27 protein-coding genes are annotated in these 26,516 nt (G+C 57.5%); 16 read left to right on the top strand and 11 right to left on the bottom strand.

What is annotated here, in order from left to right:
* Window positions 1-8: 8 nt before the first annotated feature.
* Genes HCR03_RS09000 through HCR03_RS09025 form a run of 6 tightly spaced genes read right to left on the bottom strand, consistent with a single transcriptional unit; the run spans window position 9 to window position 4,796 of the window.
* Window positions 9-344, bottom strand: a complete 336-nt coding sequence (locus tag HCR03_RS09000; protein WP_066642965.1) for a V-type ATP synthase subunit F — start codon at window positions 342-344, stop codon at window positions 9-11.
* The gene (locus HCR03_RS09005) at window positions 337-1,311 is read right to left on the bottom strand and encodes a V-type ATPase subunit (RefSeq protein ID WP_187037786.1); all 975 of its coding nucleotides are present in this window, start codon (window positions 1,309-1,311) and stop codon (window positions 337-339) included. Before HCR03_RS09005 ends, HCR03_RS09000 begins: the two co-directional genes overlap by 8 nt.
* Before the next feature lie 2 nt (window positions 1,312-1,313).
* Window positions 1,314-1,913 carry a V-type ATP synthase subunit E gene (locus HCR03_RS09010; protein WP_187037788.1) on the bottom strand — a complete coding sequence of 200 codons (600 nt, stop codon included), beginning with the start codon at window positions 1,911-1,913 and terminating at the stop codon, window positions 1,314-1,316.
* Window positions 1,914-1,931: 18 nt separating this feature from the next.
* Window positions 1,932-2,426: a V-type ATP synthase subunit K gene (locus HCR03_RS09015; protein ID WP_066642959.1), complete on the bottom strand. Its 495-nt coding sequence runs from the start codon at window positions 2,424-2,426 to the stop codon at window positions 1,932-1,934.
* Window positions 2,423-4,444 (bottom strand): V-type ATP synthase subunit I, encoded by a 2,022-nt coding sequence (locus tag HCR03_RS09020; protein ID WP_228725190.1) that lies wholly within the window; start codon window positions 4,442-4,444, stop codon window positions 2,423-2,425. Before HCR03_RS09020 ends, HCR03_RS09015 begins: the two co-directional genes overlap by 4 nt.
* Before the next feature lie 43 nt (window positions 4,445-4,487).
* Window positions 4,488-4,796, bottom strand: a complete 309-nt coding sequence (locus HCR03_RS09025) for a hypothetical protein (protein WP_187037790.1) — start codon at window positions 4,794-4,796, stop codon at window positions 4,488-4,490.
* A 249-nt stretch (window positions 4,797-5,045) separates the two neighbouring features.
* On the opposite strand from HCR03_RS09025, the gene HCR03_RS09030 reads away from it, so the two are divergent.
* The 4 genes from HCR03_RS09030 to HCR03_RS09035 are packed head-to-tail and all read left to right on the top strand — an operon-like array spanning window position 5,046 to window position 7,259.
* Window positions 5,046-6,017, top strand: a complete 972-nt coding sequence (locus HCR03_RS09030; RefSeq protein ID WP_330601173.1) for a class III extradiol dioxygenase subunit B-like domain-containing protein — start codon at window positions 5,046-5,048, stop codon at window positions 6,015-6,017.
* A 17-nt stretch (window positions 6,018-6,034) separates the two neighbouring features.
* Window positions 6,035-6,430: an AmmeMemoRadiSam system protein A gene (gene amrA / locus HCR03_RS20300; RefSeq protein ID WP_330601174.1), complete on the top strand. Its 396-nt coding sequence runs from the start codon at window positions 6,035-6,037 to the stop codon at window positions 6,428-6,430.
* On the top strand, window positions 6,427-6,753 hold the full coding sequence (locus HCR03_RS20545) for a hypothetical protein (RefSeq protein ID WP_407926888.1): 327 nt from the start codon (window positions 6,427-6,429) through the stop codon (window positions 6,751-6,753). Before amrA ends, HCR03_RS20545 begins: the two co-directional genes overlap by 4 nt.
* Window positions 6,642-7,259 carry a radical SAM protein gene (locus tag HCR03_RS09035; RefSeq protein ID WP_407926864.1) on the top strand — a complete coding sequence of 206 codons (618 nt, stop codon included), beginning with the start codon at window positions 6,642-6,644 and terminating at the stop codon, window positions 7,257-7,259. Before HCR03_RS20545 ends, HCR03_RS09035 begins: the two co-directional genes overlap by 112 nt.
* Window positions 7,260-7,311: 52 nt before the next feature.
* On the opposite strand, the gene HCR03_RS09040 is transcribed toward HCR03_RS09035, so the two are convergent.
* Window positions 7,312-7,980 carry a hypothetical protein gene (locus HCR03_RS09040; protein WP_066642953.1) on the bottom strand — a complete coding sequence of 223 codons (669 nt, stop codon included), beginning with the start codon at window positions 7,978-7,980 and terminating at the stop codon, window positions 7,312-7,314.
* A gap of 216 nt (window positions 7,981-8,196) precedes the next feature.
* On the opposite strand from HCR03_RS09040, the gene HCR03_RS09045 reads away from it, so the two are divergent.
* The 6 genes from HCR03_RS09045 to HCR03_RS09070 all read left to right on the top strand — a co-directional run bounded on the left by HCR03_RS09045 (window position 8,197) and on the right by HCR03_RS09070 (window position 13,371).
* Window positions 8,197-8,421 (top strand): TMEM199/VMA12 family protein, encoded by a 225-nt coding sequence (locus tag HCR03_RS09045; RefSeq protein ID WP_066642951.1) that lies wholly within the window; start codon window positions 8,197-8,199, stop codon window positions 8,419-8,421.
* Window positions 8,402-8,713, top strand: coding sequence for a YbjQ family protein (locus HCR03_RS09050; protein WP_066642949.1), 312 nt, complete (start codon window positions 8,402-8,404; stop codon window positions 8,711-8,713). Before HCR03_RS09045 ends, HCR03_RS09050 begins: the two co-directional genes overlap by 20 nt.
* Before the next feature lie 75 nt (window positions 8,714-8,788).
* Complete coding sequence (locus HCR03_RS09055) at window positions 8,789-10,018, top strand: class I SAM-dependent rRNA methyltransferase (RefSeq protein ID WP_187037792.1); 1,230 nt, start codon at window positions 8,789-8,791, stop codon at window positions 10,016-10,018.
* A 137-nt stretch (window positions 10,019-10,155) separates the two neighbouring features.
* On the top strand, window positions 10,156-11,118 hold the full coding sequence (gene mltG, locus HCR03_RS09060) for an endolytic transglycosylase MltG (protein ID WP_187037793.1): 963 nt from the start codon (window positions 10,156-10,158) through the stop codon (window positions 11,116-11,118).
* Window positions 11,119-11,188: 70 nt separating this feature from the next.
* A complete protein-coding gene (locus HCR03_RS09065; protein ID WP_187037796.1) occupies window positions 11,189-12,628 on the top strand; it encodes an MATE family efflux transporter in 1,440 nt (479 codons plus the stop codon).
* A 44-nt stretch (window positions 12,629-12,672) separates the two neighbouring features.
* A complete protein-coding gene (locus HCR03_RS09070) occupies window positions 12,673-13,371 on the top strand; it encodes a Crp/Fnr family transcriptional regulator (protein ID WP_228725165.1) in 699 nt (232 codons plus the stop codon).
* A gap of 99 nt (window positions 13,372-13,470) precedes the next feature.
* Here HCR03_RS09070 and HCR03_RS09075 read toward each other — a convergent pair whose 3' ends face one another.
* Window positions 13,471-13,917: an RrF2 family transcriptional regulator gene (locus tag HCR03_RS09075; RefSeq protein ID WP_066642938.1), complete on the bottom strand. Its 447-nt coding sequence runs from the start codon at window positions 13,915-13,917 to the stop codon at window positions 13,471-13,473.
* A 240-nt stretch (window positions 13,918-14,157) separates the two neighbouring features.
* On the opposite strand from HCR03_RS09075, the gene cysK reads away from it, so the two are divergent.
* Together cysK and HCR03_RS09085 are read left to right on the top strand one after the other, a co-directional pair.
* Window positions 14,158-15,042: a cysteine synthase A gene (gene cysK / locus HCR03_RS09080; protein WP_267459238.1), complete on the top strand. Its 885-nt coding sequence runs from the start codon at window positions 14,158-14,160 to the stop codon at window positions 15,040-15,042.
* A 13-nt stretch (window positions 15,043-15,055) separates the two neighbouring features.
* Complete coding sequence (locus tag HCR03_RS09085) at window positions 15,056-15,823, top strand: tRNA threonylcarbamoyladenosine dehydratase (protein WP_187037802.1); 768 nt, start codon at window positions 15,056-15,058, stop codon at window positions 15,821-15,823.
* A gap of 10 nt (window positions 15,824-15,833) precedes the next feature.
* Here the strand turns inward: HCR03_RS09085 and HCR03_RS09090 are convergent, their stop codons facing one another.
* Together HCR03_RS09090 and HCR03_RS09095 are read right to left on the bottom strand one after the other, a co-directional pair.
* The gene (locus tag HCR03_RS09090; RefSeq protein ID WP_187037804.1) at window positions 15,834-17,081 is read right to left on the bottom strand and encodes a M56 family metallopeptidase; all 1,248 of its coding nucleotides are present in this window, start codon (window positions 17,079-17,081) and stop codon (window positions 15,834-15,836) included.
* Between the two features lies 1 nt (window position 17,082).
* Window positions 17,083-17,460 (bottom strand): BlaI/MecI/CopY family transcriptional regulator, encoded by a 378-nt coding sequence (locus HCR03_RS09095; RefSeq protein WP_187037806.1) that lies wholly within the window; start codon window positions 17,458-17,460, stop codon window positions 17,083-17,085.
* Between the two features lie 167 nt (window positions 17,461-17,627).
* Here HCR03_RS09095 and HCR03_RS09100 point away from each other — a divergent pair, with 167 nt between their 5' ends.
* Genes HCR03_RS09100 through HCR03_RS09110 form a run of 3 tightly spaced genes read left to right on the top strand, consistent with a single transcriptional unit; the run spans window position 17,628 to window position 22,289 of the window.
* The gene (locus HCR03_RS09100; RefSeq protein WP_066642924.1) at window positions 17,628-17,990 is read left to right on the top strand and encodes a VOC family protein; all 363 of its coding nucleotides are present in this window, start codon (window positions 17,628-17,630) and stop codon (window positions 17,988-17,990) included.
* Between the two features lie 4 nt (window positions 17,991-17,994).
* A complete protein-coding gene (locus HCR03_RS09105) occupies window positions 17,995-19,146 on the top strand; it encodes an exonuclease SbcCD subunit D (protein WP_187037808.1) in 1,152 nt (383 codons plus the stop codon).
* Window positions 19,143-22,289: an AAA family ATPase gene (locus tag HCR03_RS09110; protein ID WP_187037810.1), complete on the top strand. Its 3,147-nt coding sequence runs from the start codon at window positions 19,143-19,145 to the stop codon at window positions 22,287-22,289. Before HCR03_RS09105 ends, HCR03_RS09110 begins: the two co-directional genes overlap by 4 nt.
* 226 nt (window positions 22,290-22,515) lie before the next feature.
* On the opposite strand, the gene HCR03_RS09115 is transcribed toward HCR03_RS09110, so the two are convergent.
* On the bottom strand, window positions 22,516-23,439 hold the full coding sequence (locus HCR03_RS09115) for an AEC family transporter (RefSeq protein WP_187037812.1): 924 nt from the start codon (window positions 23,437-23,439) through the stop codon (window positions 22,516-22,518).
* A gap of 437 nt (window positions 23,440-23,876) precedes the next feature.
* On the opposite strand from HCR03_RS09115, the gene HCR03_RS09120 reads away from it, so the two are divergent.
* Window positions 23,877-26,468, top strand: a complete 2,592-nt coding sequence (locus HCR03_RS09120) for a cation-translocating P-type ATPase (RefSeq protein WP_330593846.1) — start codon at window positions 23,877-23,879, stop codon at window positions 26,466-26,468.
* The last annotated feature ends 48 nt before the right edge of the window (window positions 26,469-26,516 follow it).

The following is a 26,516-nucleotide window of genomic DNA, read 5'->3' on the forward strand; positions in this document are numbered from 1 at the left end:
TTTCCTTCTCACCTGCTTCTTTCGTTTTCGCTGTTGAAGATAATATCGGAGCCGACCGCCTGCTCCACCGTCTTTTTCACATTGCGCATTCCGATTCCGGTATTTCCGGAAACGCCCGGAATCGGGATTACGGCCGGTAACTGCTGTGACTCATACCGTTCGATTTCCGAGGGAATCCCCTCAAACACGGCTTCCGTCACATAAATGACGGCGTAATCCTGTTCCGCCAGGCGCCTGAGCTCCGCAGCGGCTTCGGAAAGGTCGCGGACCGGCCGGACCTCCAATCCCAGCGAGGCGAATCCGTAGATACTGTCGCGGTCGCCGAGTACGGCGATTTTATACATACGTCTCCCTCAGCCTTTCCCGGACGGACTCATCCGAAAGCCGGTTCAGCTTGCCGGACAAAATGATCCTGACCGTTTTGATCTCATTTTCACGCGCCAGAAGATAAGCGGCGACCGGCGCGATGGTAAACGGATTGTGTTTTTGCGGGCGAATCTGCTCCATCAGCAGATTGTCGCACCAGCGTTCAAACGCCGAAACCGATTCCCTTACGGCGGAAACGGCGCCGGCGTAGGGGGTCAGCGCCAAATATTCCAGGGCGGCGTCCAGACCGGACGCCGCCGCGCGCGCCAGCTTTTTCACATCCAGAGTGGAGCACGGCGCAAGGGCGCGTTCCAAAAACTCGAGTGTTTTGCCTGTGCGAACCGAACGGACCGCGATCCGGATATCGGCGGACGCAACGGTCAGCTCGGCGTATTGCCGCAGCACCTCGTTGTCGGAAACGCGCCCCGCTTCCAACACCGCCTCTAACGCGGCGCGGTCGATGATCACGTCGCATAGCTGGCCGTCGTGATTCTGAAGAAGCGCTTTACAGGCTTCCTCGGCGGCGCCGCGCATCCGCTCGGGCAGCAGCGTAAAGTCCTGATCCTTGATCGCTTTCAAAATCAGTTCGGAATTCAGGGTGCCGTTCTCAAAATAAATTTTCGGCGTTTTCGCATCCATGCAGACTTCCTTGACCGCCGCTTTCAGGTTGTGGTAGTCGTTTGCGTAAAGGAACACGTCAAAGACGGAAAGGTCGCCGACCAGCTCGCGCATCAGACTCCACGTCTTTTCCCGCTCCGCCGCAAGAATTTCCTCGGCGCTGCCGGAAGAAACGTCCCAGCCCTTGTCGGAAAGGACACGCAGGCAGTCTTCATAGGTTTTGCAGGCCATCAGCTGTTCCAGCGTCTGCTGGCTGAAAAGGGAAAGCTCCCTGGAACGGATGCGTGCGACCGCGTATACATAATCCTGATCCTGTTTTTCGGCCATTTTCAACCTCCCGCAAACACGAGCCGGTTCACTTTGTCCTGCAGCTCGTCGCGGCGGGCGTCAAACAGGGCGGAAAACGAGCAGTTTTCCTCGATTCCGCCGTAGGACAGCACAAACCCGCCGTCGATGCTTCTCGTCTGCCCGGAGACCCTGAGCGACGCGCCTTTTTCCCCGACCGCCTCGTTCAGGGCCTTTTCAAAGTCCGCGGGAAGTCTTTTCCGGTCCGCGGGGGAAAAGAGAATTTCCCCCGCGCGCGGGGGCGCGTATTTCACCGCCATTTTCAGGATGAGCTTAAAATATTCGTCTTCGGGCAGGGCATACAGAGACTGCTTCGCCTTGTCGATAATTTCCGCAATCAGCTGCTGCTTTGCGCCCAGAACCGCCTTGCGAGTCCGCAGGGCGGCCGCGGACTCGGCCCGCTCCCGGATCATGGCTGCTTCCTGTTCGGCGCGCCTGCCGGCGGCGGCGCACTGTTCGGCCGCTTCCCGTTCGACTTTTAAGCGGATTTCCTCCGCCTGCGCGCGCGCCTTTTCCAGCTGCGCGTTCACCGCCGAATCGGATTCGGACACGATATCCTGTATGATTTTATCTAACCCTGTCATTGACAAGTTCTCCTAACGTTAAACATTCAGTCCGCCGACGCCGGAAATGGCCAGAATGGAGACCAGAAGCGCCAGAATCGCATAGGTTTCCACCATCGCCGGGAAAATCATGGCCTTGCCGAACTGGTCCGGGCGTTTTGCCTCCAGCCCGATGCTTGCGACGGCCGCGTTGCCCTGATTGATGGCGGAGTAGTAACCCACAAGCGCCATCGGCAGGCAGGCCGCAAGGTACAAGAGTCCCTTCGCGCCGGAGATGGCCGCGGCGCCGCCGCCGAGAATGCCCATCTGGGAAAGAGCGATGAACGCGATCAGCAAGCCGTAAATTCCCTGCGTGCCGGGCAGAAGCTGAAGGACCAGAACCTTACCGAACTGGGACGGGTCCTCCGCCACCACGCCCGCCGCCGCCTGACCTGTTTTGCCAACGCCGATTGCCGAGCCGATACCGGGGAGAAGCGCCGCGAGCGCGGCGCCCAGAAGCGCGAGGGGAAGCCCAAGACTGTTAAAGAAGTTCATGATTCATTTTCCTCCTTGAATTGATAATATTGAGTATGAGCGCTTGCGGAAAATGGATTGAACTTCCGCCCGCCGCCCGAATAAAACTTGCCGAAGAATTCCACATACTGAAGACGGTTGGTGTGCACATAGGCGCCCAGCATGTTGATGGCGATATTGAGCGTATGCCCGACGATGAAAATCAGGATAAAGACAATCGCGCCGACCGCGCCGCCGCCCGCCATGGCCGCCATCTTGTTGACCACGCTGGCGATGACTCCCGTCGCAAGGCCTAGGGCAAGCAGGCGGGAATAAGAGAGCATATCGCTCAAATACCCCGTGACGTTATACAGGGCGTAAAGCCCCTTCATAATCCTTTTGACGGGATTTTTCGACTCCCGTCCGCCCGTCAGGATGATTCCGGCCGCGGCAAGCGCGGCAACAATCCCGGCACCTGTCGCCACGGGCGACGGGATGACAAACGAAAGGCCGAACATACTGCGGATCATGCTGCTGGAAAGCAGCATGATAATCAGTCCGCCGACCAGAAGGTACCAGAAGACGACGTCGTACAGGGCGTCCCGGTAGCGCCCCGCATGAACGGCCTCGTACAATCCGGCGCCAAGCCCCGTGAACAGGTGGATCACGCCGACCAGAAGGCAGAAAACCAGAAGGCGCATCGGCTGGTTCAGCGGCGCAAACCACAGCGCCGGTAACGAAACGCTTGTATGAAAGAACGTGCTGCCGACGACGTCGACCACGTCCCCGAAATAGCTGCCGAACATCACGCCCCAGAAGGTCGTGGAAATTCCGCAGTAAAAGAACATATTCAGCATCTTATGCATGGTGGGACTCATGCGCGGGAATTTCTTCATCAGGAGAAAGGTGACCAGCGTCATGATGATTCCATATGCCGCGTCGCCCAGCATCATGCCGTAAAGAAAATAGTAAAACGGCGCCATGATTGCGGTCGGGTCGATTTCTCCCTTTCCCGGAAGGCTGAACGACTCCACAACGTCCTCAACCGGAGTTGTAAACGCGTTGTTCTTCAGAAGAACAGGTACGTCCTCTTTTTCATCCGGATCGGAAAAATCGATCGCGAGGTCATATTTGCCGGTCAGAGCCGCTTCCAAACCCGCGGCCTTTTTCGCCGGGACAAAGCCGGTCAGCAGAAACGTGCGTTTTGACTGGGCGAGACGCCCGATCACCTCGTACTTGTCGGAGCGAATGGTATCATAATCCGCCAGCAGCTCCAGATCGCTTCTTCGGTCGGCCAGACTTTTAATTTCCGCTTCGCCGCGTTCAATGGCTTTCCTGTGCTCCTCCGCCGCGGCCTGTAACGCCCCGGCCTGCTGTTTGGGCGGCCTGTCCGACTGGACCGCGGGGCGCGCAAACCCCAGCGCGTTCAGCGCGGCGGCGTACGCTTCCCTGTCCTTCTTTTCGCAGAGAAGAAAAAAGCAGGTCTGATCCTGCGCAGCGCCCACAACCTCCGCGGTAAAAGGCCCGGCCTGCGGGGCGGCCTGCGCCACCCGGACGGAAAGCTCCTCCCGCGTCATGGCGCCCGGCAAAGACCCGATGAAAGCGGCGGTCGTCTTTGTCCCCGCGAAATCCAGCGGAACGTCCGTCTCCATCCAGGGGGACAGCGCCTCGCGCTCCAGTTCCGTGCGGACTATTTCCGACCGGCTTTCCGCGATCGACCTGTCCAGCGCCTCAAGGCGTTCCGCGGCGCGGACCGTCTCGTCGTGCCGCTGCGCGAATTCCTCGTACTGCCGCGCGGAAAGCTGCTTTTTCCCTTCCAGCGCCGACAGCATGGACCGGTTCTGCGGAACGACGCGGTTCAAAATTTCAAGCGCGCGCCGCGCCGCAGAGACGTTCTTTGCGAACACGGCTCGGGAATCCGAGAGGTCGGATTTCTGAAATACTCCGTCTTTGATGTCGGTGTCGCTGATTTCAACAACGCCGCGGCGCTGAAGGTCTTCCAGAACCTGCTTGCGGTTCTTTCTGAGCGCGCAGAGCGTCACGCGTTTCATTTGTATCACTGCCAATTGGATATTCCCTCCTTGCGGCCGGTATCGGCAGGCGTCAGACCAGTTCGGACAGGATCAGCCGAATCGCGTCGTCCTGCCGGGTCAGCGCCGTCCGGCGCATTGATTCTATCTGGGAAGCAATTCCGGACTGCGCTCCGTTTTCAGTCTCTTCGCCCGCGCGCTTCGCATCGTCAAGAAGCGCCTGCGCCTCCTGTTTTGCTTTCGCCAGCTGCGCTTCGGCGTTCCGCGCGGCTTGTTCGCCCGCGGCCTTCAAAATCCTGTCGCATTCGGCAGCAGCCTGCTCTTCCGCGCTCTGCGCGTCGGATTCCGCCTTTTTAATCGCATGAATGATTTCCGTTGCCATTTTTTCACCTCGAACCGGCCGGCAATTTTTGCCGTTCATATTTTCTTTATTTTACCTCTAAGTGAAAAAATAATCAATCTTTTTCCGCTGTTTTTTATGCAGAGCGACAGAAATTGTGAACGAAATGAAATTTCACGCAGAGAAACAGATATAATATATATATATCGATGGCGTCTGAACGGTTTCACTTTTCCGCCCTACATTACAATCATAGTCCGAATTAGGTCTAAAAGAAAGGACGTGTATCTCATGGCTGTTGCGGGAGCTTTCATCCTGCCTCATCCCCCGGTCATCATTCCTTCCGTCGGAAAAGGGGAAGAGCGCAGAATCCGGAAGACCGCCGAATCCTGCGCCCGCGCTGCAGAAGAAATCGCGCGTCTCAGGCCCGAAACGCTTGTGGTTCTTTCGCCGCATGCCGTCGCCTACGCCGACCACCTGCACATCGCTCCGGGAACAAAGGCGAAGGGCGACTTTTCCGAATTCGGCTCCGCGGACGCGCCGCTGGAATTTTCCTGCGACACCGAATTTGTGTCCGTTTTGTCCGACGAGGCTGCCCGAAGCAGCCTGCCCGCGGGAACCTTTGGGGAAAAACGGCGTTCGGTCGACCACGGGGCGCTGGTTCCCCTCACCTTCATCACGCGCGCTTACCGCGATTTTGAACTGGTCCGGTGCTCCGTTTCCGGCCTGGGCGCGCTCGCCCATTACCGGTTCGGCCAATGCATCGCGCGCGCGGCGGAAACGCTGGGGCGCAGGGTCGTACTGGTCGCGAGCGGCGACCTTTCCCACCGCCTCAGGGAAGACGGGCCCTACGGCTTCGCTCCGGAGGGTCCCCGGTTTGACCGCGAACTGACTCAGGCGATGAAAGAAGGGGACTTCATGCGCTTTCTGGCGTTTGACCCGGAATTCTGCGAAGCTGCCGCGCAGTGCGGTCTGCCCTCGTTTCAGGTTCTGGCCGGAGCGTTCGACGGGCTGGCCGTGGCGCCGGAGTTTCTCTCTTATGAAGGGCCGTTCGGCGTCGGCTACGCGGTCTGCGGTTACACTCCCCTCGGACCGGACGACCTACGCCGGTTCGGGGATCAGTTCGAACAGCGGGAGAAAGAAACCCTTTCCCAAAGAAAAGAACGAGAGGACGAATACGTCCGGCTCGCGCGGCTTTCGCTGGAAACCCGCGTGATCGAGGGCCGCCGCGTCCCGCTGCCGGAGGGGCTCCCCCTGAGCTGAAGCAGAGGCGGGCTGGCGTGTTTGTTTCCCTGAAAAAGGGCGGACGGCTGCGCGGCTGCATCGGCACGATTCAGGGCACGGAAAGCTGCGTTGCGGAGGAAATCATTCAAAACGCGATCAGCGCCGGCCTGCGGGACCCGAGGTTTGACCCGGTCGACAAGGAGGAACTGCCGGCGCTGGTTTACAGCGTCGATGTTCTGGGCGAACCGGAGCCCGCCGGCTCCTTCGGCGATCTCGACGCCGAGCGGTACGGGGTCATCGTCCGAAGCGACGAACGGTGCGGCCTGCTGCTGCCGAACCTGCCCGGCGTAACAACGCCGCGGGAACAGGTGAAAATCGCGCTCGGCAAGGCCGGGATCCGGGAAGACGAGCCCTATTCCATGGAGCGGTTCGAGGTGGTGCGGCACACATGAGCCGAATTGTCTGCGACGTGTGTCCCCATCTCTGCGCTCTGGAAGAGGAGCAGACCGGATTCTGCGGCGCGCGTTCCAATCAGGGCGGCAAAATATCCGCCGACAGCTACGGCCGCGTCACGGCCATCGCTCTGGATCCGGTGGAAAAAAGCCGCTTCGCCGTTTTTTTCCGGGCAGCCGTATTCTTTCCGTCGGCAGCTACGGGTGCAACCTGCGGTGCCCCGGGTGCCAGAACCACGCCATTTCCATGGTCAGGCCGGGGGAGGACTCCGGGGCGGAGTACCTTTCCCCGAAGGTTCTTTCCGACCAGTCGCTGGAACTGAAAGCAGCCGGAAATATCGGCATTGCATTTACCTATAACGAACCGCTCATCTGCCCGGAATACGTTCTGGACTGCTCGCGGCTCAACCGGGAAAACGGCCTGAAAAACGTAGCGGTCACCAACGGGTACGTCAACCCCCGGACCCTCCGTCGCCTGCTGCCCATGCTGGACGCAATGAACATCGATTTAAAGAGTTTCTCCCCGGAATTTTACCGAAGGATTTCCGGGGGTCTGGACGAAGTCAAGCAAGCCATCTCCATCGCGTCGGAGGTCTGCCACGTGGAGGTAACCACGCTGATTATTCCCGGCGAAAACGATACCGCGGAAGAAATGGACCGCCTGTCGGGATGGCTTTCGGAAGTGAACCCGGAAATCCCGCTGCACGTCACGCGGTTTTTCCCGCGGTACAAGCAGGCCGACAAATCCCCGACGCCGGTCGGCACCGTCGGCTCCCTCGCGGAAGCCGCCCGCCGAAATCTGAAATATGTCTACGAAGGAAACGTGTAAAGCACGCGCCCGGAACGGCAATGCCGTTCCGGGCGCGCGGCCTTTCGGCCGGTTACTGAATTCCTTCAATTTTCTTGACAAACATTCGCTGGGAGTCATTCCCCTTGTAAACGCCGGTATAGGTCACTTTCACATTCTGGCCGACCTTGAAGCCATCGTCCAGATTGACCAGATCCACGCCGAGCCTGCGGATCGTCAGGTCGCTGCCGTCCGTCGTGTGAATCTGCACGCTCATCATGGCGCCGTCCTTTACAACGCCCGTAACGGTATGCTCCGTCTTGTCGAACGCCGGGTCCTCCGCGGCAAGAACCGGCGCCGTGTCTTTATAGGTATAAGTGTACAGCTTTCCGTCCTTCGGGCTGTATAGAATCAAAGGGCCTTCTGTGTAATCCTCGTCCCAGGCGGCATAGGTGCGGTAGGTTACGCCGCCGGCCGAAACCGGGTTGTCCGTCTGCTCCTTGAGCGTGTATTTCTTCCAGTCCAGCGGAATCTCCGATTTGATTTTTTCCGTAATCTTGTCGTCCGTCAGGCTCGAAACGCTCTCCGGTCCCGACGCGGAGGAAGGAGCTTTCGAAGAAACGGAGGACGACGGAGCGGATGCCGAACCGGCGCCCGATGACACCGACGGGCTCTGCGCCGGATGATACCCGTTAAACAGAAGGACGCCTCCGCAAATGGCTACGACTAAAACGATTAATAGAATCCAGCCTGTCTTTTTCATTGATGTTGCCTCCTGTTAAATATTTCCGAAATGTTTTGCCTTTTCACTATAACTTATTTTCCGACTGAATTCAACAGATAAGACAAAACTGTAAAGAATCGCTTCGAAAGGCAAAACAGAATCGTTGCAAAGTTTTTAATCCGTGTTATAATAAAAATGAAAGTGGAATACAATAGATTCGGAAACTTAAAAGTCGCCGAAAAAGAGGGAGCTTTCATGCACTGGAAAAAAATGATCGCGCCGATTGTGATTACCGTGGCTGCGGTAGCCGTTTTTCTTTTATGGCTTCTTGGGTTTGCGATGGCGCCCGGCCTTCCGTTGCCGTATAAAATCATCGCGGGACTGATTCCGGCCGCGCTGATCGGCGTTGCCGTATTTGTGCTGGCGGAGAGAATTAAGGAAATAAGGAGCGGTGAAGAAGATGATCTTGGTAAATACTGACTACATTACGGGCAAAGAGTTTGAAATGCTCGGCCTCGTCAGGGGGAGCACCATTCAGTCCAAAAATATTGGGCGGGACCTTACGCAGAGCTTCAAGTCCATCGTCGGCGGGGAGCTGAAATCCTACACCGATATGATGAACAACGCCCGCGCTCTGGCCACCAAACGCATGGCCGAGGAAGCGGAATCCATGGGTGCGGACGCCGTTGTCAACATCCGCTACGCGTCTTCTTCCGTCATGCAGGGCGCGGCGGAGGTCATGGCTTACGGAACCGCTGTGAAATTCAAATAAAATATTTAGCAATTTAAAAAAGACGGGCGCGGCGGGGTGCTGCGCCCGTCTTTCCAATGCGGGGGTTATTTCTTCATGAATCAGGAACGAAGCTATCCGAAACTGACTGTTACACAGAAAGCGGAGCGCGGCATCCTTTCGGGGCATCCGTGGGTCTATGACACCGAAATCACCGGCGGGGATCCCTGCGGGGACGGCGAACTTGCAGACGTGGTCGGCAGGCGCGGCGCCTACCTGGGCACCGGCTTTTTTAATTCCCATTCCAAAATCCGCGTGCGGCTGATTTCCCGCAACGCGAACGACCGGTTCGACGAGGCGTTTTACGAGCGCAGGCTGCGCTATGCGTGGGAATACCGCAAAGCCGTGTTGAGAAAAGAGGACCTGGCCTGCTGCCGTATTATTTTCGGAGAGGCGGATTTCTTTCCGGGACTGACCGTGGACCGGTTTGAAAATATTCTGGTGACCCAGACCCTGTCGCGCGGAATCGAGCAGATCAAACCGATGCTGTTTCGGCTGCTGCACAGGATTCTGACGGAGGACGGCCAGAAAATCGACGGAATCTACGAGCGCAACGACTCCGGCCTGCGCAACCTCGAGGGAATGGAGCAGGGGCGCGGATTTTTTTCGCTGAACGGACTGCCCGCGCCGGATTCCGGGACAACCGTCATCCGCGAAAACGGGATTGAATATGCTGTCGATTTCGCAAACGGACAGAAAACGGGATTTTTTCTCGACCAAAAATACAACCGCAGGGCGGCCGCCTCAATCAGCCGCGGAAAGCGGGTGCTGGACTGCTTTACCGACACCGGTTCGTTCGCGCTGAACGCCGCCCGCGCCGGAGCGGAGCAGGTACACGCGGTGGATATTTCGGAAAGCGCGATCGCCATGGCAAAGGAAAACGCGCAGCGCAACGGCCTTTCGGACCGGATGTCCTTTGAAGCCGTCAATGTGTTCGATCTGCTGCCCTCACTGGCCGAGAACGGAAAAGGAAGCTATGATTTCGTCATACTTGACCCTCCCGCATTTACCAAATCCAGAAAAACGGTCGCAAACGCCTCCCGCGGATACCGGGAAATCAATTACCGCGCGATGAAGCTCCTGCCGCGCGGGGGATACCTTGCGACCTGCTCCTGTTCCCACTTCATGACGGACGAGCTGTTCCGCGACGTGATCCGCCGCGCCGCGGCGGACGCGCAGGTTTCGCTGCGCCAGATCGAAGCCCGCCAGCAGGCGCCGGACCACCCGATTCTCTGGAATGTTCCGGAAACATCTTATTTAAAATTTTATCTCTTCCAGGTTGTATAACCGGCTCAGGCGGGGTTCCTTGCATTTCGCTACCGTTGTAAAATTCGACACGGTGCTTTATAATAATGAAATCAACTTGTTCGCAAACCGCCGATCCGGCCCGCGACAGTCCGGGCTCCTCTGGGAGAAACCATTCTATGAAAAAAATCTTCGCATTTCTTTTTGTCCTCGTTTTCAGTCTGACGACCGCCTGTTCCTCCGGTACCGGCGCGGTGTCCTCTTCCCCGTCGTCCGCCGGCGCCGAGGAGTCTTCTTCCGATTCCTCCCCGGCCTCCGGCAGCGCGGATTCGTCGGCCTCCTCCGCGGCGGCATCATCGCGAGCCGTGTCTTCCCCCGCTTTTTCGAATACGTCTTCTCCGGCTTCCGGGTCAAAAGCGCCCTCTTCGGAGGAAAAGCCGAAGATCGTCAAGGTCACGATTCCGGAAGGATTTACCCTTCCCCAGGTCGCGGCACGGCTGGAAGCAAACGGGGTCTGCGGCAGCAAGGACTTTATCAGCACGGCACAGGCCTATGACTTCAGCTATTATTCCCTCGTTGAAAAGATCGGGAGCAGTCCGAACCGCTGCTATCGGCTGGAGGGCTATCTGTACCCGGACACCTACGAGTTTTACGTCGGAATGAAGCCGCAGGACGCCGTCGGAAAATTCCTGCGCAACGCGGAGCAGCAGATCGGCGACAAATACTCCTATTCCGGCATGACGACCGACCAGCTCGTCACGCTTGCCTCCATCATCGAACGGGAAGCCGACGACCCGGACAATATGAGAAAGGTGTCGTCCGTGTTCCATAACCGGCTGAAAACCGGCATGATCCTCCAGGCGGATTCCACACGGGATTACTGCAACCTGTATCTGGTTCCGCAGTTTGGAGACAAATATAACAAATACTATAATACATACCCCAACCGCAGCCCGGGCCTTCCGGCCGGGCCGATCTCCAATCCGGGCGCGGACGCCCTTTACGCCGCGGCTCACCCTGCGGACACGGATTACCTGTATTTCGCGACCGGGACCGACCATAACTATTATTACGGCGCAACCCAGCAGGACCGTGACACGCTCATGGCAAATGCGGGAGTGACTCCCCTTTATGCGGACTGACCCGAACACAGGCCGTCCTCTCCACTTTGAATTCAAATCATCTTTTCACAGGACGGAGTGAAGTTATCTCATGCCTTTCACAACAGACGCACACAAACAATTCGAGAAAATGACACAAACACCGGTTCCCCGTCTGATTTGCTCCCTCGCGGGTCCGACGATGGTCAGCATGCTGATTTCGGCCGCTTACAACCTTGCGGACACGTACTTTGTCAGTAAGCTCGGCACCAGCGCGACCGGAGCCGTCGGCGTCGTCTTTTCGCTGATGGCGATTATTCAGGCGGTCGGGTTTATGCTGGGCATGGGCTCCGGCGGGGTAATCTCCCGCTATCTGGGAGAAAAGCGGAACCCCGAGGCGACCCAGGCCGCTTCCACCGCTTTTTTTACCTCCATCATGGTCGGCTTTGTCATCACGGTCTCCGGGCTGATTTTCAGCGACCAGCTGATGCGCTTTCTCGGCGCTACGGATACCATCCTCCCCTACGCTCAAAGCTACGCCCAGTATATTCTTTACGGCGCCCCGATTATGGGCGCGACCTTCGTCATGAACAACGACCTGCGCGCGGAGGGCAAGGCGTTTTTCTCCATGGTCGGGATTTCCATCGGATGCATTCTGAACGTGATTCTGGACCCGCTGATGATATTTACGTTCCATCTCGGGATAGCGGGCGCCGCGATTGCAACCGTGATCGGTCAATGCGTCAGCTTTGTCATCCTGATTTTCAACTACATCCGCCGCAAAACAATTGTCGGAATCAGCTTCAAGCATTTTTCATACAAATGGAGTATGCATTCCGAAATTCTGAAAACCGGCATGCCCTCCTTTTTCCGTCAGGGGCTCGCCAGCATCGCGACCATCGCGCTGAATGTTTCCGCCAGGGTATACGGCGACGCCGCCGTCGCGGCCATGTCGATTGTCGGGCGCGCCTTCTTCTTTCTGCTTGCCGCTCTGCTCGGCTTCGGTCAGGGCTTTCAGCCTGTGGCGGGGTATAACTACGGCGCCAAATGCTACTCCCGCCTGAAACAGGCGTTCTGGTTCTGTGTGAAGGTCGGATTCTTCGGCCTTCTGATTCTGTGCTCGCTCTCCTTTGTCTTCGCCCCGCAGATCATGATGCTCTTCCGCCGGGACGACCCGCAGGTCATTGCGATCGGCACGCTCGCGTTCCGGGCACAGTGCGCCATTATGCCGCTGCAGACCTTTGTGGTGATTTCAAATATGCTGTTTCAGTCCATTGGGAAACCGAAACAGGCGACCTGGCTGGCCGTTCTGCGGCAGGGGCTCTGTTTTCTGCCGGCAATTCTGATTTTGCCCCGGTTCCTCGGGCTTCTGGGCGTTCAGATCAGCCAGCCCGTCGCGGACTGCTTCACCTTCCTCATCGCGCTGTTCATCACGCTTCCGTTCCTGCGCAGGCTGAACGGATTCATCCGAAGCGGTGAAAGCCGCGAAGCGGACGCGGGTTTCGTCGCGGAACCCTTGGAATCGACAAATACAGACCGGGAAGAACCATAAGGCTCCGTCAGCCGGGTATGACGGAAAATGAAGGAGGGATCGCCGTGTCTCTGAATCAATCCGATTTGCTGTTTCTCCGCCGCTCGCTTCCGTTCTGGGGCCGTCTGTCGGAACGGGAAAGAAAGCTGGTCGAGTCCTCCGCGGCGCTGCGCGTCCACCCGGCCGGCAGCAGCCTGCACAACGGCGCGGCCGACTGTACCGGCCTGTTCGTCGTAAAAAGCGGTCAGGTGCGGACTTTCATTCTCTCGGACACGGGACGGGAAATTACTTTATTCCGCCTGTTCGAGCGCGACATCTGCATTTTTTCCGCATCCTGCATGCTCAAAAACATCCGGTTCGACGTCTTCATCGAAGCCGTCGAGAACAGCGAAACCATCCTGGTCCCCACCGCCGTTTACAACGACCTGAACCAGAGCTCCCTTGCCGTGTCGGATTATACAAACCAGCTGCTTTCCTCGCGTTTTTCAGACGTGGTCTGGCTGCTGGAGCAGATTCTGTTCATGAGCTTCGACCGGCGGCTGGCCCTGTTTCTTCTGGAGGAATCCGCGATCAACGGCGGGGACCGCCTGCCGACGACGCATGAGGAGATCGCCAAAAACATGGGAACCGCGCGCGAAGTCGTCACACGGATGCTCCGCTATTTCCATTCCGAGGGGCTGGTGGCGCTCTCCCGGGGAGAAATCCGGATTCTGGACAGAAAAAAGCTGGAAGCGCTTTCCGCGCAGGCTCACGGTTCGCCGTAAAACGGCCCGGATATTTTTGTAAGAAAATAAAAATCCCCCGCCGCGCGGCTCAAAAATCCACGCGGCGGGGAATTCTTCTTTCCGGATGAGAACGGGCGCTCAAATATAAAACATGTAGCTGGAATCCTGCTTCTGCCTTTCCGCTTCGGTCTGAAGATCGAGCAGCGTTATTTTGCCGATGGCCTTTTCAACGGCGCTGTCCAGCACGGAAAAGACGGACGCCTGCATTGCCTTTTCGATGTTTTCCGCTTTCTGCGTCACGGACTCCGCCGTTTTTTCAAACAGAGACTGTTCCAGCGCCAGGAGTATTTCATAAACGGGAATTTCCTGCGGCGGCCTCGACAGCTTGTACCCGCCCTGCGCGCCTTTGATTGCGAGCACCAGGCCCCCGCGTTTCAGAAGTGAAAAAACCTGTTCCAGGTATATTTTGGAAATCCCCAGCCGTTCCGACAGGCTGATAATTGTAATACAGGCGTCGCTCCCGTAGCCCTCCGCCATGCAGACCATTGCGGCCAGGCCGTACCTTCCCTTTGACGAGATTCTCATTCGAGCGCGCTCCTTCTGCAAACTTTCATTATAATTCAAATCAATCATATCGAAACTTTTCTTTTAAGTCAAGTATTCCCCGCTGAAAACATAGTATTTTTCTATTTTTTAATTGCACGGCATTGACAGGGAACGGAAAAGAAATCTATAATAAGTGAAATAAAGTCTGATAATATGAGAATAACAGGGGTGGTACATTTGATCGCGAAAAGCGTTACAGACCTGATCGGGAATACCCCGATGATGGAGCTTTCAAATTATGAGTGCCGGCACGGGCTGAAAGCGGCCGTCCTCGCAAAGCTGGACTACCTGAATCCGGCGGGCAGCGTAAAGGACCGCATTGCGAAATACATGATCGAGGACGCGGAGCGGGCCGGCCTGTTAAAGCCCGGTTCGGTCATCATCGAACCGACCAGCGGCAACGCCGGAATCGGGCTTGCGTCGGTCGCGGCCTCCAAAGGATACCGCGTCATTCTGACCATGCCGGAAACCATGAGCATCGAGCGCAGGAAGCTGCTGGGAGCCTACGGCGCCGAAGTGGTCCTGACGGATGGAAGCCTAGGGATGCAGGGCGCCATCGACAAAGCTGCCGAACTCCGGGAAAAAACGCCGGATTCGTACCTTCCCGGCCAGTTCTCCAATCCCTCCAACCCGCGCGCGCACCGTGAAACAACGGGGCCGGAAATCTGGAAGGACACGGAGGGCGGCGTAGACATCTTCATTGCCGGAGTCGGAACGGGCGGAACGATTACCGGAGTCGCGCAGTACCTGAAGGAAAAAAAGCCGGAGGTACGGATTGTGGCGGTGGAGCCCGCCGAGTCCGCGGTTCTCTCCGGCAAAAAACCGGGGCCGCACAAGCTGCAGGGCCTTGGCGCCGGGTTCGTTCCGGAAACGCTCGACAAAAACCTTCTGGATGAAATCATCCCGGTGGAGGACGAGGACGCCTACCGCACCGGACGGGAACTCGCCCGTTGGGAAGGAATTCTGACCGGCATTTCGTCCGGAGCCGCTGTCTGGGCGGCAAACCTGCTCGCCCGGCGCCCTGAAAACCAGGGAAAGCGGATTGTCGCTCTTCTGCCGGACACCGGGGAACGCTATCTCTCCACGCCGTTTTATCTTGACTGAACCGGAGGAACCCATGCTGGATCAATTCTCACGCTCTCAGCTTCTTCTGGGGAGCGAAGCCATGAAAAAAATTAAAGGCTCGGCGGTTGCCGTATTCGGCATCGGCGGGGTCGGGTCCTATGCCGTCGAGGCCCTTGCCCGGGCCGGAATCGGAAGCCTCGCGCTGTTCGACGACGACCGCGTCTGCCTGACAAACCTGAACCGGCAGATTCACGCCACCCGCAAAACCATCGGGACCTCAAAAGTGGAAGCCATGCGCGACCGCATTCTGGAAATTAACCCTGCCTGCGGGGTGGAGCTTCACCAGTGCTTTTACACCCCGGAAAACGCCGGGGAATTCGACCTTTCCGCATACGACTATATCATCGACGCGGTGGACACCGTCACCGCTAAGCTGGAACTGATTCAGCGCGCGAAACAGGCCGGCGTTCCGGTCATCAGCTGCATGGGCGCCGGCAACAAGCTGGACCCGACCCGCTTCGAGGTCGCTGACATTTATGAAACCAGCGTCTGCCCGCTCGCGCGGGTGATGCGCCGGGAGCTGAAAGCGCTCGGGGTAAAATCCCTGAAAGTCGTCTACTCGAAGGAGCCGCCGCTTCAGCCGATCGACGACAGCGAAATCAGCTGCCGGGATCACTGTGTCTGCCCGCCGGGCACGCAGAGAAAATGCACCGCGCGCCGGGCGATTCCGGGCAGCGTTCCGTTTGTCCCCCCGGTCGCCGGGATGATCCTCGCCGGGGAAGTCCTCAAGGACATCGCAGGGATTGGAAAACCCGAATAGCCGTCGTCGTTTATGAGCCGTCCGCCGTCGGCTTGACCGCAAGAAAAATCTCACCGGCCGCGCCTTCTTTTGCTAATACTGCACACCTCTCGTCGGCCGCATCCTTTTTGGGGTCGACTAGCTCTACCACCTCGCCGTCCGCACACGTTTTTTTAATGGCTACCCACATCTCGATCCCGCCGACCGTGCCCTCCCGGGTGGAATCCGACGTGATCTTGCCGATATACTCCGACGTCTCCTGAGTCTTGCCGACTGTGCCCGCCCGTGCGGAATCCGACCCGCCTCCTCTGTTTTGATCGACAGAGAACGCCATCCCCGCACATAAGGTTCCGACGAGGGCCATGCAGAGAATCCCGATTCCGGCTTTCTTCTTTTCCGCATCCATAATGGAGCGTATTCTTTTTTTCATACTTCTTTTCCCTCCATAAAATTGAGTTGAAAACGCCGTTTGCAGTTTTACAGGGCACCGGATTGCTTGCAGAATAACTGTGCTGTAACACCGCCTGACTTCAAGACCGCTTCCTTTCACCACCTCCGCGTCGCACGACAGCTCGCACTGCGCCGCAACGGCCCCCGCCATCAAATAGATCACAGGATTATACCAGTGAATCGCTGTTGCAAGAATCACCAGACTCTTGTACCATAGATCTTTCCGGCTAAAGTGAACAAGCTCGTGCCTGAAAATGTACGGCAGTTCCTGGGATGAGAAGTCGGGCCGCGGCAGTAAAACGACAGGATTTATGAAACCGATGATCATCGGACTGGAAACGCAGGAACAGATTCGCAGTCCCACCGGCCGCTTGATCCCCATCTCCCTCGCAATGCGGTTCAGCGTTTCATTCTCCTGCTGTCGATCCGCCCGTTCGGACCATCGTTTTACCAGCCTGATGAAGCGGGCGTGCCTCAGCCCGTGATAAAGCAGGAACACAAGGATGCCCGTAATCCACAGGGCCCCGATCAGCTGAGCCAGCGGGATCGCCGAACCCACCTGACTTGCCGACGCGGCTTTTGGGCCGATTCCGCTGTTCTCTGGAAAAATCTGTTGAACGGCCGAAGGAATCGGAGTCAGCCGAACCAGCGCGGTGCGAAAACGGAACCGGAATGGTATAATCAGGCCCGCAACAGGCACCAGCCATGTGTAATAAATCCACTTGGCAGCATACCTTTTCGACAGCAGAGGGGCCAGAGCGAGTAAGGCCAGAACAAGCGCCGACATGGTGACGGAACATTCAAACCATATGATAAACAGATTCCACATCTCATGTTCTCCGTTCCTTCACCCACTTCATCAGCTGATCAATGTCGCCGTCACTAAGCTGTTTTCCATCGTACAGGGTATTGACAAAACTGAGGAAAGAGTTTCCGTGATACTGCTTCATGAAATTTCCCGTTTCAAATTCCAGGTATTTTTCTTTGGCGATCAGAGGAAAATAGGTACGCTCCTTGCCGTTCTTTTCAGTCCTCAAAAAACCCTTTGCCACCAGACGGCTCATCAGGGAAATCACGGTGGGAGCTTTCCATTTTCGCCTGTTGCCCAGTTCTTCCATGACCGTCACGGTCATGATGGGCGGCTCGTTTGCCCAAACCACTTTCATGATTTCAAATTCCGCGTCGGGCAGCTTTTTCAGCTGATCCATTGAAAGCATCTCCTTTTAGGCATTTGTCTATAACCAATATTATACAATTGTAAAAAATAAAAGTCAATCACAATTTTTCGATATGTGAAATGAAATTGCCGGGCCTTTCATTTTTACGAAATTCCGTGCTATAATGATTCTAAACATCGACAGGGAGGATTGAATTTATGAATGCAAGATTTTTGCACACCAATTTCACCGTACTGAATCTGGAGAAAAGCCTTGATTTTTACAGCCGCGCGCTCGGCCTGAAAGAAGTGAGCCGGAAAAACGCCTCGGACGGTTCGTTTATCATCGTCTTTCTGGGCGACGGTCAGACCGACTACAATCTGGAGCTGACCTGGTACCGCGACCGCAGGGAGCCCTACAACCTCGGCGACAATGAAATCCACCTTGCCGTCAGGGTTCCGGACAAAAAAGCCGCTTACGCCCTTCATCAGGAAATGGGCTGCATCTGCTACGAAAACCACGACATGGACCTTTATTTTATCGCCGACCCGGACGGATACTGGATCGAGATTCTGGACTGATCCGATGAAACTGCTTCATCTTTCCGACCTTCACATCGGCAAACGCGTCTGCGAGTTCAGCATGCTGGACGACCAGCGTTTTATTCTGGAACAGATTGTGGGAATTGCGGGGGACGTAAAGCCGGACGCCGTCCTCATTGCGGGCGACCTCTACGACCGGAGCATTCCGGTCGGGGAGGCCGTCACGCTGCTGGACGACTTCCTGACCGAGCTGGCCGGGCGCGGAATCCCGGTCTTCGCCATCAGCGGAAACCACGATTCGCCGGAGCGGCTCGATTTCGGCAGCCGCATTATGCGAGAACACCGCGTTACCATCGCGGGCACGTTTCAGGGGACCGTCCCCCGTGCCGTTCTTTCCGATTCCTTCGGCGACGTACATATCTATCTTCTGCCGTTTTTGCGCCCGGCCGCCGCGCAGCCTTTCTTCGGCGCGGAAAAAACGGGCAGCTACGACGGCGCGGTTCGCGCGGCGATTGAAACGGCGGCTCTTTGTCCCGACAAACGGAACATTCTCGTCGCCCATCAGTTTGTCATCAGCGGTTCCAGCGAGCCGCTCCGCTGCGACAGCGAGACAGTTTCCGTCGGAGGCCTCGACAGCGTGGACGTTTCCGCCTTTGACGGATTCGATTACGTCGCGCTCGGCCACCTGCACGGTCCCCAGAAGATCGGACGGGATTCCGTGCGCTACGCGGGTTCGCCGCTGAAATATTCGTTTTCGGAGGCACGGCAGAAAAAGAGCGTGACCGTGATCGAGCTGGGGGAAAAAGGAAAGCTGGAGCTGACCCAAATCCCCTTAAAGCCGCTGCGCGACATGCGGGAAATCCGGGGCCCGATCGCCGAGCTGACCGCCCCGGAGACCGTCGCGGGCGCAAACCCGGAGGATTATATCCGCGCGGTTCTGACCGATGAAGACGAAATCGCGGACCCGGCCGGAAAGCTGCGCGCCGTCTACCCCAACCTGATGCGAATTGATTTTGAAAACAGGAGGATGAACGCCGAAAACTCCGGAACAGCTGCGGCGGGGGACCCTTCCCGCAGAACGCCGATGCAGCTGTTCGAGGAATTTTACCGGGACCGCAGCGGATCGCCGATGAACGAACGGGAGCGTGAAATGATCGGCAAAATCATAGAAGAAGCCGGGGAGGAAACCGTATGAAGCCGCTGGACCTTGTCGTCAGCGCGTTCGGCCCCTATGCCGGGCGTGTGGAAGTTCCGCTGCGGGAGTTTGGCTCCGGCGGATTATTTCTGATCTGCGGGGATACCGGCGCGGGCAAGACCACGATTTTCGACGCGATTTCGTTCGCCCTGTTCGGCGACGTCAGCGGTTCCACCCGCACCGTGGACACGCTTCGCAGCAATTTTGCCTCGCCGGAAACCAAGACCTTTGTGGAGCTGACCTTTTCCCATGCGGGGAAGGAATACAAAATTCTCAGAAATCCCCGTTACCTCCGCCCCAAAAAGAACGGCGCCGGGGAAACGGCGGAAAACGCGGACGCCGTTCTCACCTTGCCGGACGGCTCCGTCCGGACGGGCAGTTCCCATGTCACGCGGGAAGTGATCCGCCTGCTCGGCATCGACCACCGGCAGTTCAAGCAGTTGGCCATGATCGCGCAGGGGGAATTTCTGGACCTGCTCCTCGCCGAAAGCAGCGAGCGGGCGGAAATCTTCCGCCGCGTGTTTTCCACCGATCTGTTCCGCCGCATGGAAGAACTGTTGAAACAGCGGGAGCTGGAGCTGAGACACGGCTGGGAGGACGGAGCGCGCGGCATTCTGCAGGACGCCGCGCTAATCCGCCCCGAAGAAGACGGCCCGCTTCGCGAGGCCCTCTCCTCCTGCCTTGGCGACAAAGACGTCAACCTGATTCCCCGGGTTCTGGAGCTTCTCCGCGCAGAAAACCGGGAGAACAGCCTGAAGCGAAAAGCCGCCGAAAGCGACCTCGCGGCGGCAAGAGAGAAAACCTCCGGCCTGATTGCCGCCCTCGCCGCCGCGCGGCAGACCGCGCAGACGTTCACCGCGCTGGAATCGGCGCAAAAGCACCGGGCGGAATTACTGGAGCAGCGTGAGGAAACGGAGCGGCAGGCAAAGCTTCTCCGCGCCGCGGAGCTGGCCGAATCCCGCGTCACCCCCGCGCGGCTGTCTTTTCTTCGGGAAAAGAACGCCGTGCACACTCTGGAAGAGGAAATTGCGTCGCTTGCAAAAAAGGTCGCCGAGGCGGACGGCGCTCTTGCCGGACTGAGCGCGGCTGCGGAAGCAACACGGGCAAAAGAGCCCGAACGCGAACGGCTCGCGGGCAGAATCGCAACCCTCACCGCCGCGCTGCCGGGCTACCAAAAAGCGAAAACTCTGGAACGGCAGGCCGCGGATCTGGAACGTTCCCGTGAAGAGCAGGACAAACTGCTGGAGCATCTGGAGCAAAAGAAGAAAGCCCTCGCGTCGCAGCGCGACCGGCTGCGGGCGGAGCTCGAAACGCTCGCGGACGCCGAAACAGAACGCCTCGCCGCCAAAACGGAGGAAGAAGCATCCCGCAAAACCTGCGAAGTTCTTTCCGGCATTCTGGACTCCGTCGGAAAAATCCGGACGCTGATCGACGGGTACCGGTCGATGCGTTCCGGGTATCTGAAAGAGGAATCCGGCTATCGGGAGGCAAACGCCGCCTACGATCTGGCGGAACAGGCTTTCCTGCGGCAGCAGGCCGGAATTCTTGCGTCCGCCTTGAAAGACGGCGATCCCTGCCCTGTCTGCGGCTCGCTCAGCCACCCGCGCCCCGCGGCGGCTGACGCGTCGGCCGTGTCGGAAGACGAGCTGCGAAGACTGAAAGCGGAGCGCGACCGTCTGCACGGCGCGCTGGAAAGTTCCGGTCTCAGGCTGAAAGCCGCGGAAACACGGATTCTGTCCGACCGGGAAAACCTTCGGAAGGCCGTCGACGATCTTCTTGGCGGCGTCACGGGGGACGAAAACGTGCAGGCTCTGGAACGCCGGGCGCGCGAGGCCGGTTCGCAGGCCGAACAGACTCGGAGGCGCGCGCTGGAAAACCTGAAAGCCCAGGAACAGCGGTGCGGAAGAAAAGCGGAATGCTCCGCGCAGCTGCGCCGGGCTGAGGAAAGTCTGGAAGCTGCCGGCCTCGAACTGGAAACACGGCGCGAAGCAAAAAACACCCTGACGGCGTCGCTGGAAGCAAAACGGGCCGAAGCCTTTTCCGCACAAGCCTCTCTCCCTTTCCCGACGGAGGAGGAGGCACGGCGAAGCCTGAAGGAACTGAGCGGCAGGCTCGACGAAATGAAGCAGGCGCTTCAAAAATCGGAAAGCGCCTACCGTTCCTGCCTCAGTGACCGGGACGGAGCGGCAGCGGTCCTTTCCGACAACCGCAGAAAGCTGGAAACCGCCCGCAGGCAGGCGGAGGAGCTGGAACAGGAATACCGGCTCCGTCTGACCGAATCCGGATTCCACACGGAAGAAGAATACCTTGGCTGCGTTCTTCCCGCCGAGCGGATGGAGGCGCTGCGCCGGCATCAGTCGGACTATCGGGACGACTGGATCCGGACGGAGGACGCCGTCCGCCGTCTCACGGAAGAAACCGCCGGAAAAACGCCCGCCGACTTGACCGCGCTGGAGCGGGAACTCGCCGAGGAGCAGGACAGTCAGCTGTCAAGGGAAAATACTTTCCACACGTTTTCCGCCCGGCTGCAGCAGAACCGCGGGGTTGAAGAGCGAATTGCGGAAGCGCTGAAAAGCCGAATGGAGCTGGAAGAGCAGTACGCCTGCGTGCGAGGCCTTTCCAGAACCGCCAACGGAGAGCAGAGCGGAAAACAGAAGCTCGACTTTGAGCAGTATGTTCAGGCGGCGTATTTTACCCGTGTTCTGGAGCAGGCAAACCAGCGGCTTTCCGGAATGACAAACGGCAGGTATGTTCTGCTCCGCCGCCAAAATTCCTCCGATCTGCGCTCCCGCTCCGGGCTGGAGATCGATGTGCTGGACAACTACAACGGCAAAACGAGGGACGTCCGCTCTTTGTCCGGCGGGGAATCCTTCAAGGCGTCGCTTTCGCTCGCGCTCGGACTGTCCGACGTCGTCCAAAGCTTCGCGGGAGGCGTCCGAATTGAAACCATGTTTATTGACGAAGGGTTCGGTTCTCTGGACGAGGAATCCCGCCAACAGGCAATTGCAACCCTGGCCGGTCTCGCGGAAGGAAACCGGCTGGTCGGCATTATCTCTCATGTCGCGGAACTCCGGGAACAAATCGACCGTCAAATTGTTATACAAAAAGGAGTAAACGGAAGTAAAATACGGATCGTTAAATAATCCTGCCGATTGCAAAAGAATTCCGGGGAAGGGCAGCACATTCCATGCAATTCTGACGTTTCGTCCTGATTCCCAACATAACCGGTCGAATTCTAATACAAAATGTAGTTTTTTATAATATATACAGCAAGTTAGCTGTTGCAAAGCTCACGCAAAACACCGCGAAAAAGAAAAAAGGCCCTGGTCCCGAGCAGATCGGAACCGGACCTCTTTTTTCAGGAAAGAATCAGTAAAAGCAATCCACAAGGATCGGAAAAAGCGGCATCGTCAGCGCGGAAAAGAGCGTTGTCAGCGCCACCGCTTTGGAGCCCAGCCTCGTGTCGCCGCCGAACTGCGCCGCGAACATCACCGAATTGGCGGCGGACGGCGCGGAGGAAAGAATCAGCAGCGTGGTAAAAATCGTCCGGTCAACATGCAGAGGCAGCAGAATGAGAAAGCAGAGAACGGGAACCACCAGCAGCCGGATCAGCGAAAGATGGTACAGATCGGTATCGGCGAAAAGCTCTTTCAGAGGAATCTCCGAAATATAGACCCCGACCACCAGCATGGCAAGCGGCGTATTCAGGTCTGAAAAATATTCCATCGGGGACAGAATCACTTCCGGCAGGCGGACCGACAGCACAAAAAGGACAAGGCCGATTGCAAGTCCGATGATTCCCGGATTCAGAATCGCCTTTTTATAATCGATGCCCGGCTCTTTCTTCATGCACGATACGCCGTGCGTCCAGACGAACAGATTGAACGCGGCGATAAACATGGAGGCGTACGCGACCCCCTGTCCGCCGAGAACCGCGTTTACCAGCGGGAGCCCCATAAAGCCGCAGTTGGAATAGGAGGCCGCGAAACGAAGAATTCTTCGGCGTTCCGACGGATGCTTTCGGTACAGCAGAAAACTGACTCCGATACTGACCGCAATACAGATGACGGACAGCGCGCCGGAAAGAAAGATGCTGCCCACGCTGACTTTTCCGATCATGCTCTGCAGGGAAGCAACCACCAGGCACGGGGTAACAATCCAAAAAAGGACGGCGGTCATCTCCTTTGCTCCGCCGTCAGAAATCAGATTCAGTTTTCCACAGAAATAACCTGCGGCCACCATGAAAAAAAGAACGGCCACTTTCAGCAAAACACTGAGAAATAACGATAACATTTTCCATCTCCCTGCTGTTTTCAGGCTGTGTTCCAGCAAGGGTCGAAAGTAGCCGGATTACCTGTTTTGATAAGGTTCTAAGTAAGTATAAAGCGCCTTTTCGTGCATGTCAAGAGACCGGCTGCTGCAAATTTCTTATCAATATTTCATATTAGAATTAATTCGAGATACGGATCTGTTATGATATGGTAAATCGTAAAAATTATCCACCCATGATAAAGGGGAGTAGCTGAATTTCGGAAGGTCAACAACCGTTGCGAATGCTTCTGGCCTCCGATCCAAATTATTTTGGAAAGCAAGACCTTTACCGGAAAGTTCGATTTCCGGCAGAGGTCTTTTTCTATGCCGGATCTTGAAAATTTGAAAGGAGACAGCGGAAATTGTTACAGAAACGGGACACGATAAGAACAGAATCCGCGCGAAAGGGGGAATCGCCCATAAACGATTATCTGAAAGATTCCGGCGCCGTGATGAACGAGCTTGGCAGCCGCCGCGACGGCCTTACGCCGGAAGAGGCGGAACGCCGTCTGGAAGAGCGAGGGCCAAACCGTCTGAAAGACGCTGAAAAAAAATCCATGCTGGTCCGTCTGAAGGAGCAGCTTCTGAACCCGATGATTCTGATTCTGCTTGCCGCCGCGCTCATCTCAGGCCTGCTGGGGGAAGCCGCGGACGCCTCCGTCATTTTATTCGTGGTTGTGCTCAACTCGATTCTCGGGATTGTGCAGGAAAGCAAATCGGAAAAGGCGATTGAGGCACTTCAAAGCATGACCGCTTCCCGCGCCAGGGTCAGGCGCGGCGGAGAGGTTCTATCGGTCCCCTCCGCCGAACTGGTAACGGGAGATATCGTACTGCTGGAAGCGGGCGACGCCGTGCCGGCGGACCTGCGTATCCTGGAATCGGCCTCCCTGAAAATCGAGGAAGCCGCGCTGACCGGGGAATCCGTCCCCGTGGACAAAAGCCCGGACGCGCTTGACGCGCCGGAGGGCGGCGTCCCGCTCGGCGACCGCAAAAACATGGCTTATCTGGGCGGCAGCGCCGTGTACGGACGCGGGACCGGCGTCGTCACCGCGACCGGCATGGAAACGGAAATGGGAAAGATCGCGGATACCCTCGCGAAAGCAAAGGATGAGGAAACCCCGCTTCAGCAGAGGCTGAATCAGCTGAGCCGCCTGCTGAGCCTGGGCGTGCTGGGCATCTGCGCGTTCATCTTCGCTTTCAGCCTGTTCACCAGCCACAATTACAGCACACAATCCGTTCTGAACTCTTTCCTTCTTGCGGTAAGCCTTGCCGTCGCCGCCGTTCCGGAGGGCCTGGCCGCCGTGGTGACCATCGTGCTCTCCATCGGCGTTTCCAAAATGTCGGCCCGCAGCGCTATTATCCGAAAATTAACCGCTGTGGAAACCCTTGGCTGCACACAGGTGATCTGCACGGACAAAACCGGCACGCTGACGCAGAACCGGATGACGGTTGTGGACTCGTTCGGCGACCTTCCGCTTCTTGTCAGGGCTTTCGCCCTTTGCAGCGATTCCCGGCTGAATTCGCAGACCGGAGAAATCGTAGGCGAGCCGACGGAAAACGCGCTGGTTGCATTTGCGCGGAAGGAAGGGCTCGACAAGAACACTCTGGACTCCGAATTTCCACGCCTCGGCGAGGCCCCGTTCGACTCAATGCGGAAGATGATGACCACCCTGCACGGCCTGCCTGACGGCAGCGTGGTTCAATATACCAAGGGCGCTCCGGATGAAATTCTGAAACGCTGCGACAGCGTATTGTCGGACGGCGCCGTCGTTCCGATGTCGGAAGAGTTGCGGCGGAAGATCATCGGCTCCAATCGGGAAATGGCAAACCGGGCGCTTCGCGTCCTCGCCGCCGCCCAAAAAAAGCTCCCCGCCCTGCCGGATGATCTTTCCCCCGAAAAGCTGGAATCCGGCCTGACGTTCCTGGGTCTTGCCGGCATGATCGACCCCGTGCGGGAGGAGGCGGCCGAAGCCGTGCGCGAGTGCCGGCGGGCCGGAATCCGCCCGGTCATGATCACGGGGGACCATCGCGACACCGCCGCGGCGATCGCTGCCCAGATCGGCATTGCGGAACCCGGCGATCCCGTGATGACCGGAAGCGAGCTGGACCGTTTGACAGACGAGGAATTAAAGGAAGCCGTCCTCCGCTGCGGAGCCTACGCAAGAGTTCAGCCGGAGCATAAAGTACGAATTGTACGCGCCCTGAAAGACCTTGGGCTGGTCACCGCCATGACCGGGGACGGCGTAAACGATGCGCCCGCCCTGAAAACCGCGGACATCGGCGTCGGAATGGGAATTACGGGAACGGATGTGACCAAGAACGCGGCGGATATGGTGCTGGCGGACGACAACTTCGCCACGATCGTTTACGCCGTGCGGGAAGGCCGCAGAATCTACGACAACATATTGAAAACCGTCCAGTTTCTGCTGTCTTCGAACCTCAGCGAGGTTATCTCCATCTTTGCCGCAACGCTGCTCGGCTTCTCGCTGTTCCGGCCCATTCACATTCTGTGGATCAACCTGATCACAGACAGCCTGCCCGCCGTCGCACTGGGGACGGAACGCGCGGAGCACGGGATTATGAACCGTCCGCCGCGCGGAAAAAGTGAAAGCCTGTTCGCGAACGGACTTGGAGCCGACGTGCTCTATCAGGGCGCCACGGTCGCCGTTTTGACCCTTGCATCTTACTGGGCCGGCAGCGGAAGCGGGCCGGACACAGGAACCACCATGGCTTTTGTGACGCTGTCGATGTGCGAAATTTTCCATTCCTTTAATCTGCGTTCCCGCAGGGGCTCCGTTTTCCTCCTGCACGGACAGAATCTGATTCTGCTTGGAACCATGCTCCTGTCGCTGCTGCTGACCTTTGCGATGGTGGAGCTGCCGTTCCTTTCCCTGGCCTTTTCGCTCATATCCCTGACTCCGCGCCAATACCTGATTTCCATCGGAATCGCCCTGCTGATTCTGCCGGTTGTGGAAGCGGTCAAAGCAGTCCAGCGCCGCATGAGCCGCTGAAAGCTATTCTCTGCTTTCGGGTTGTGGTATAATAGGGGAAAAACGGAG

Source organism: Caproicibacter fermentans (assembly GCF_014303955.1).
GTDB classification, from domain to species: Bacteria; Bacillota; Clostridia; order Oscillospirales; family Acutalibacteraceae; genus Caproicibacter; species Caproicibacter fermentans.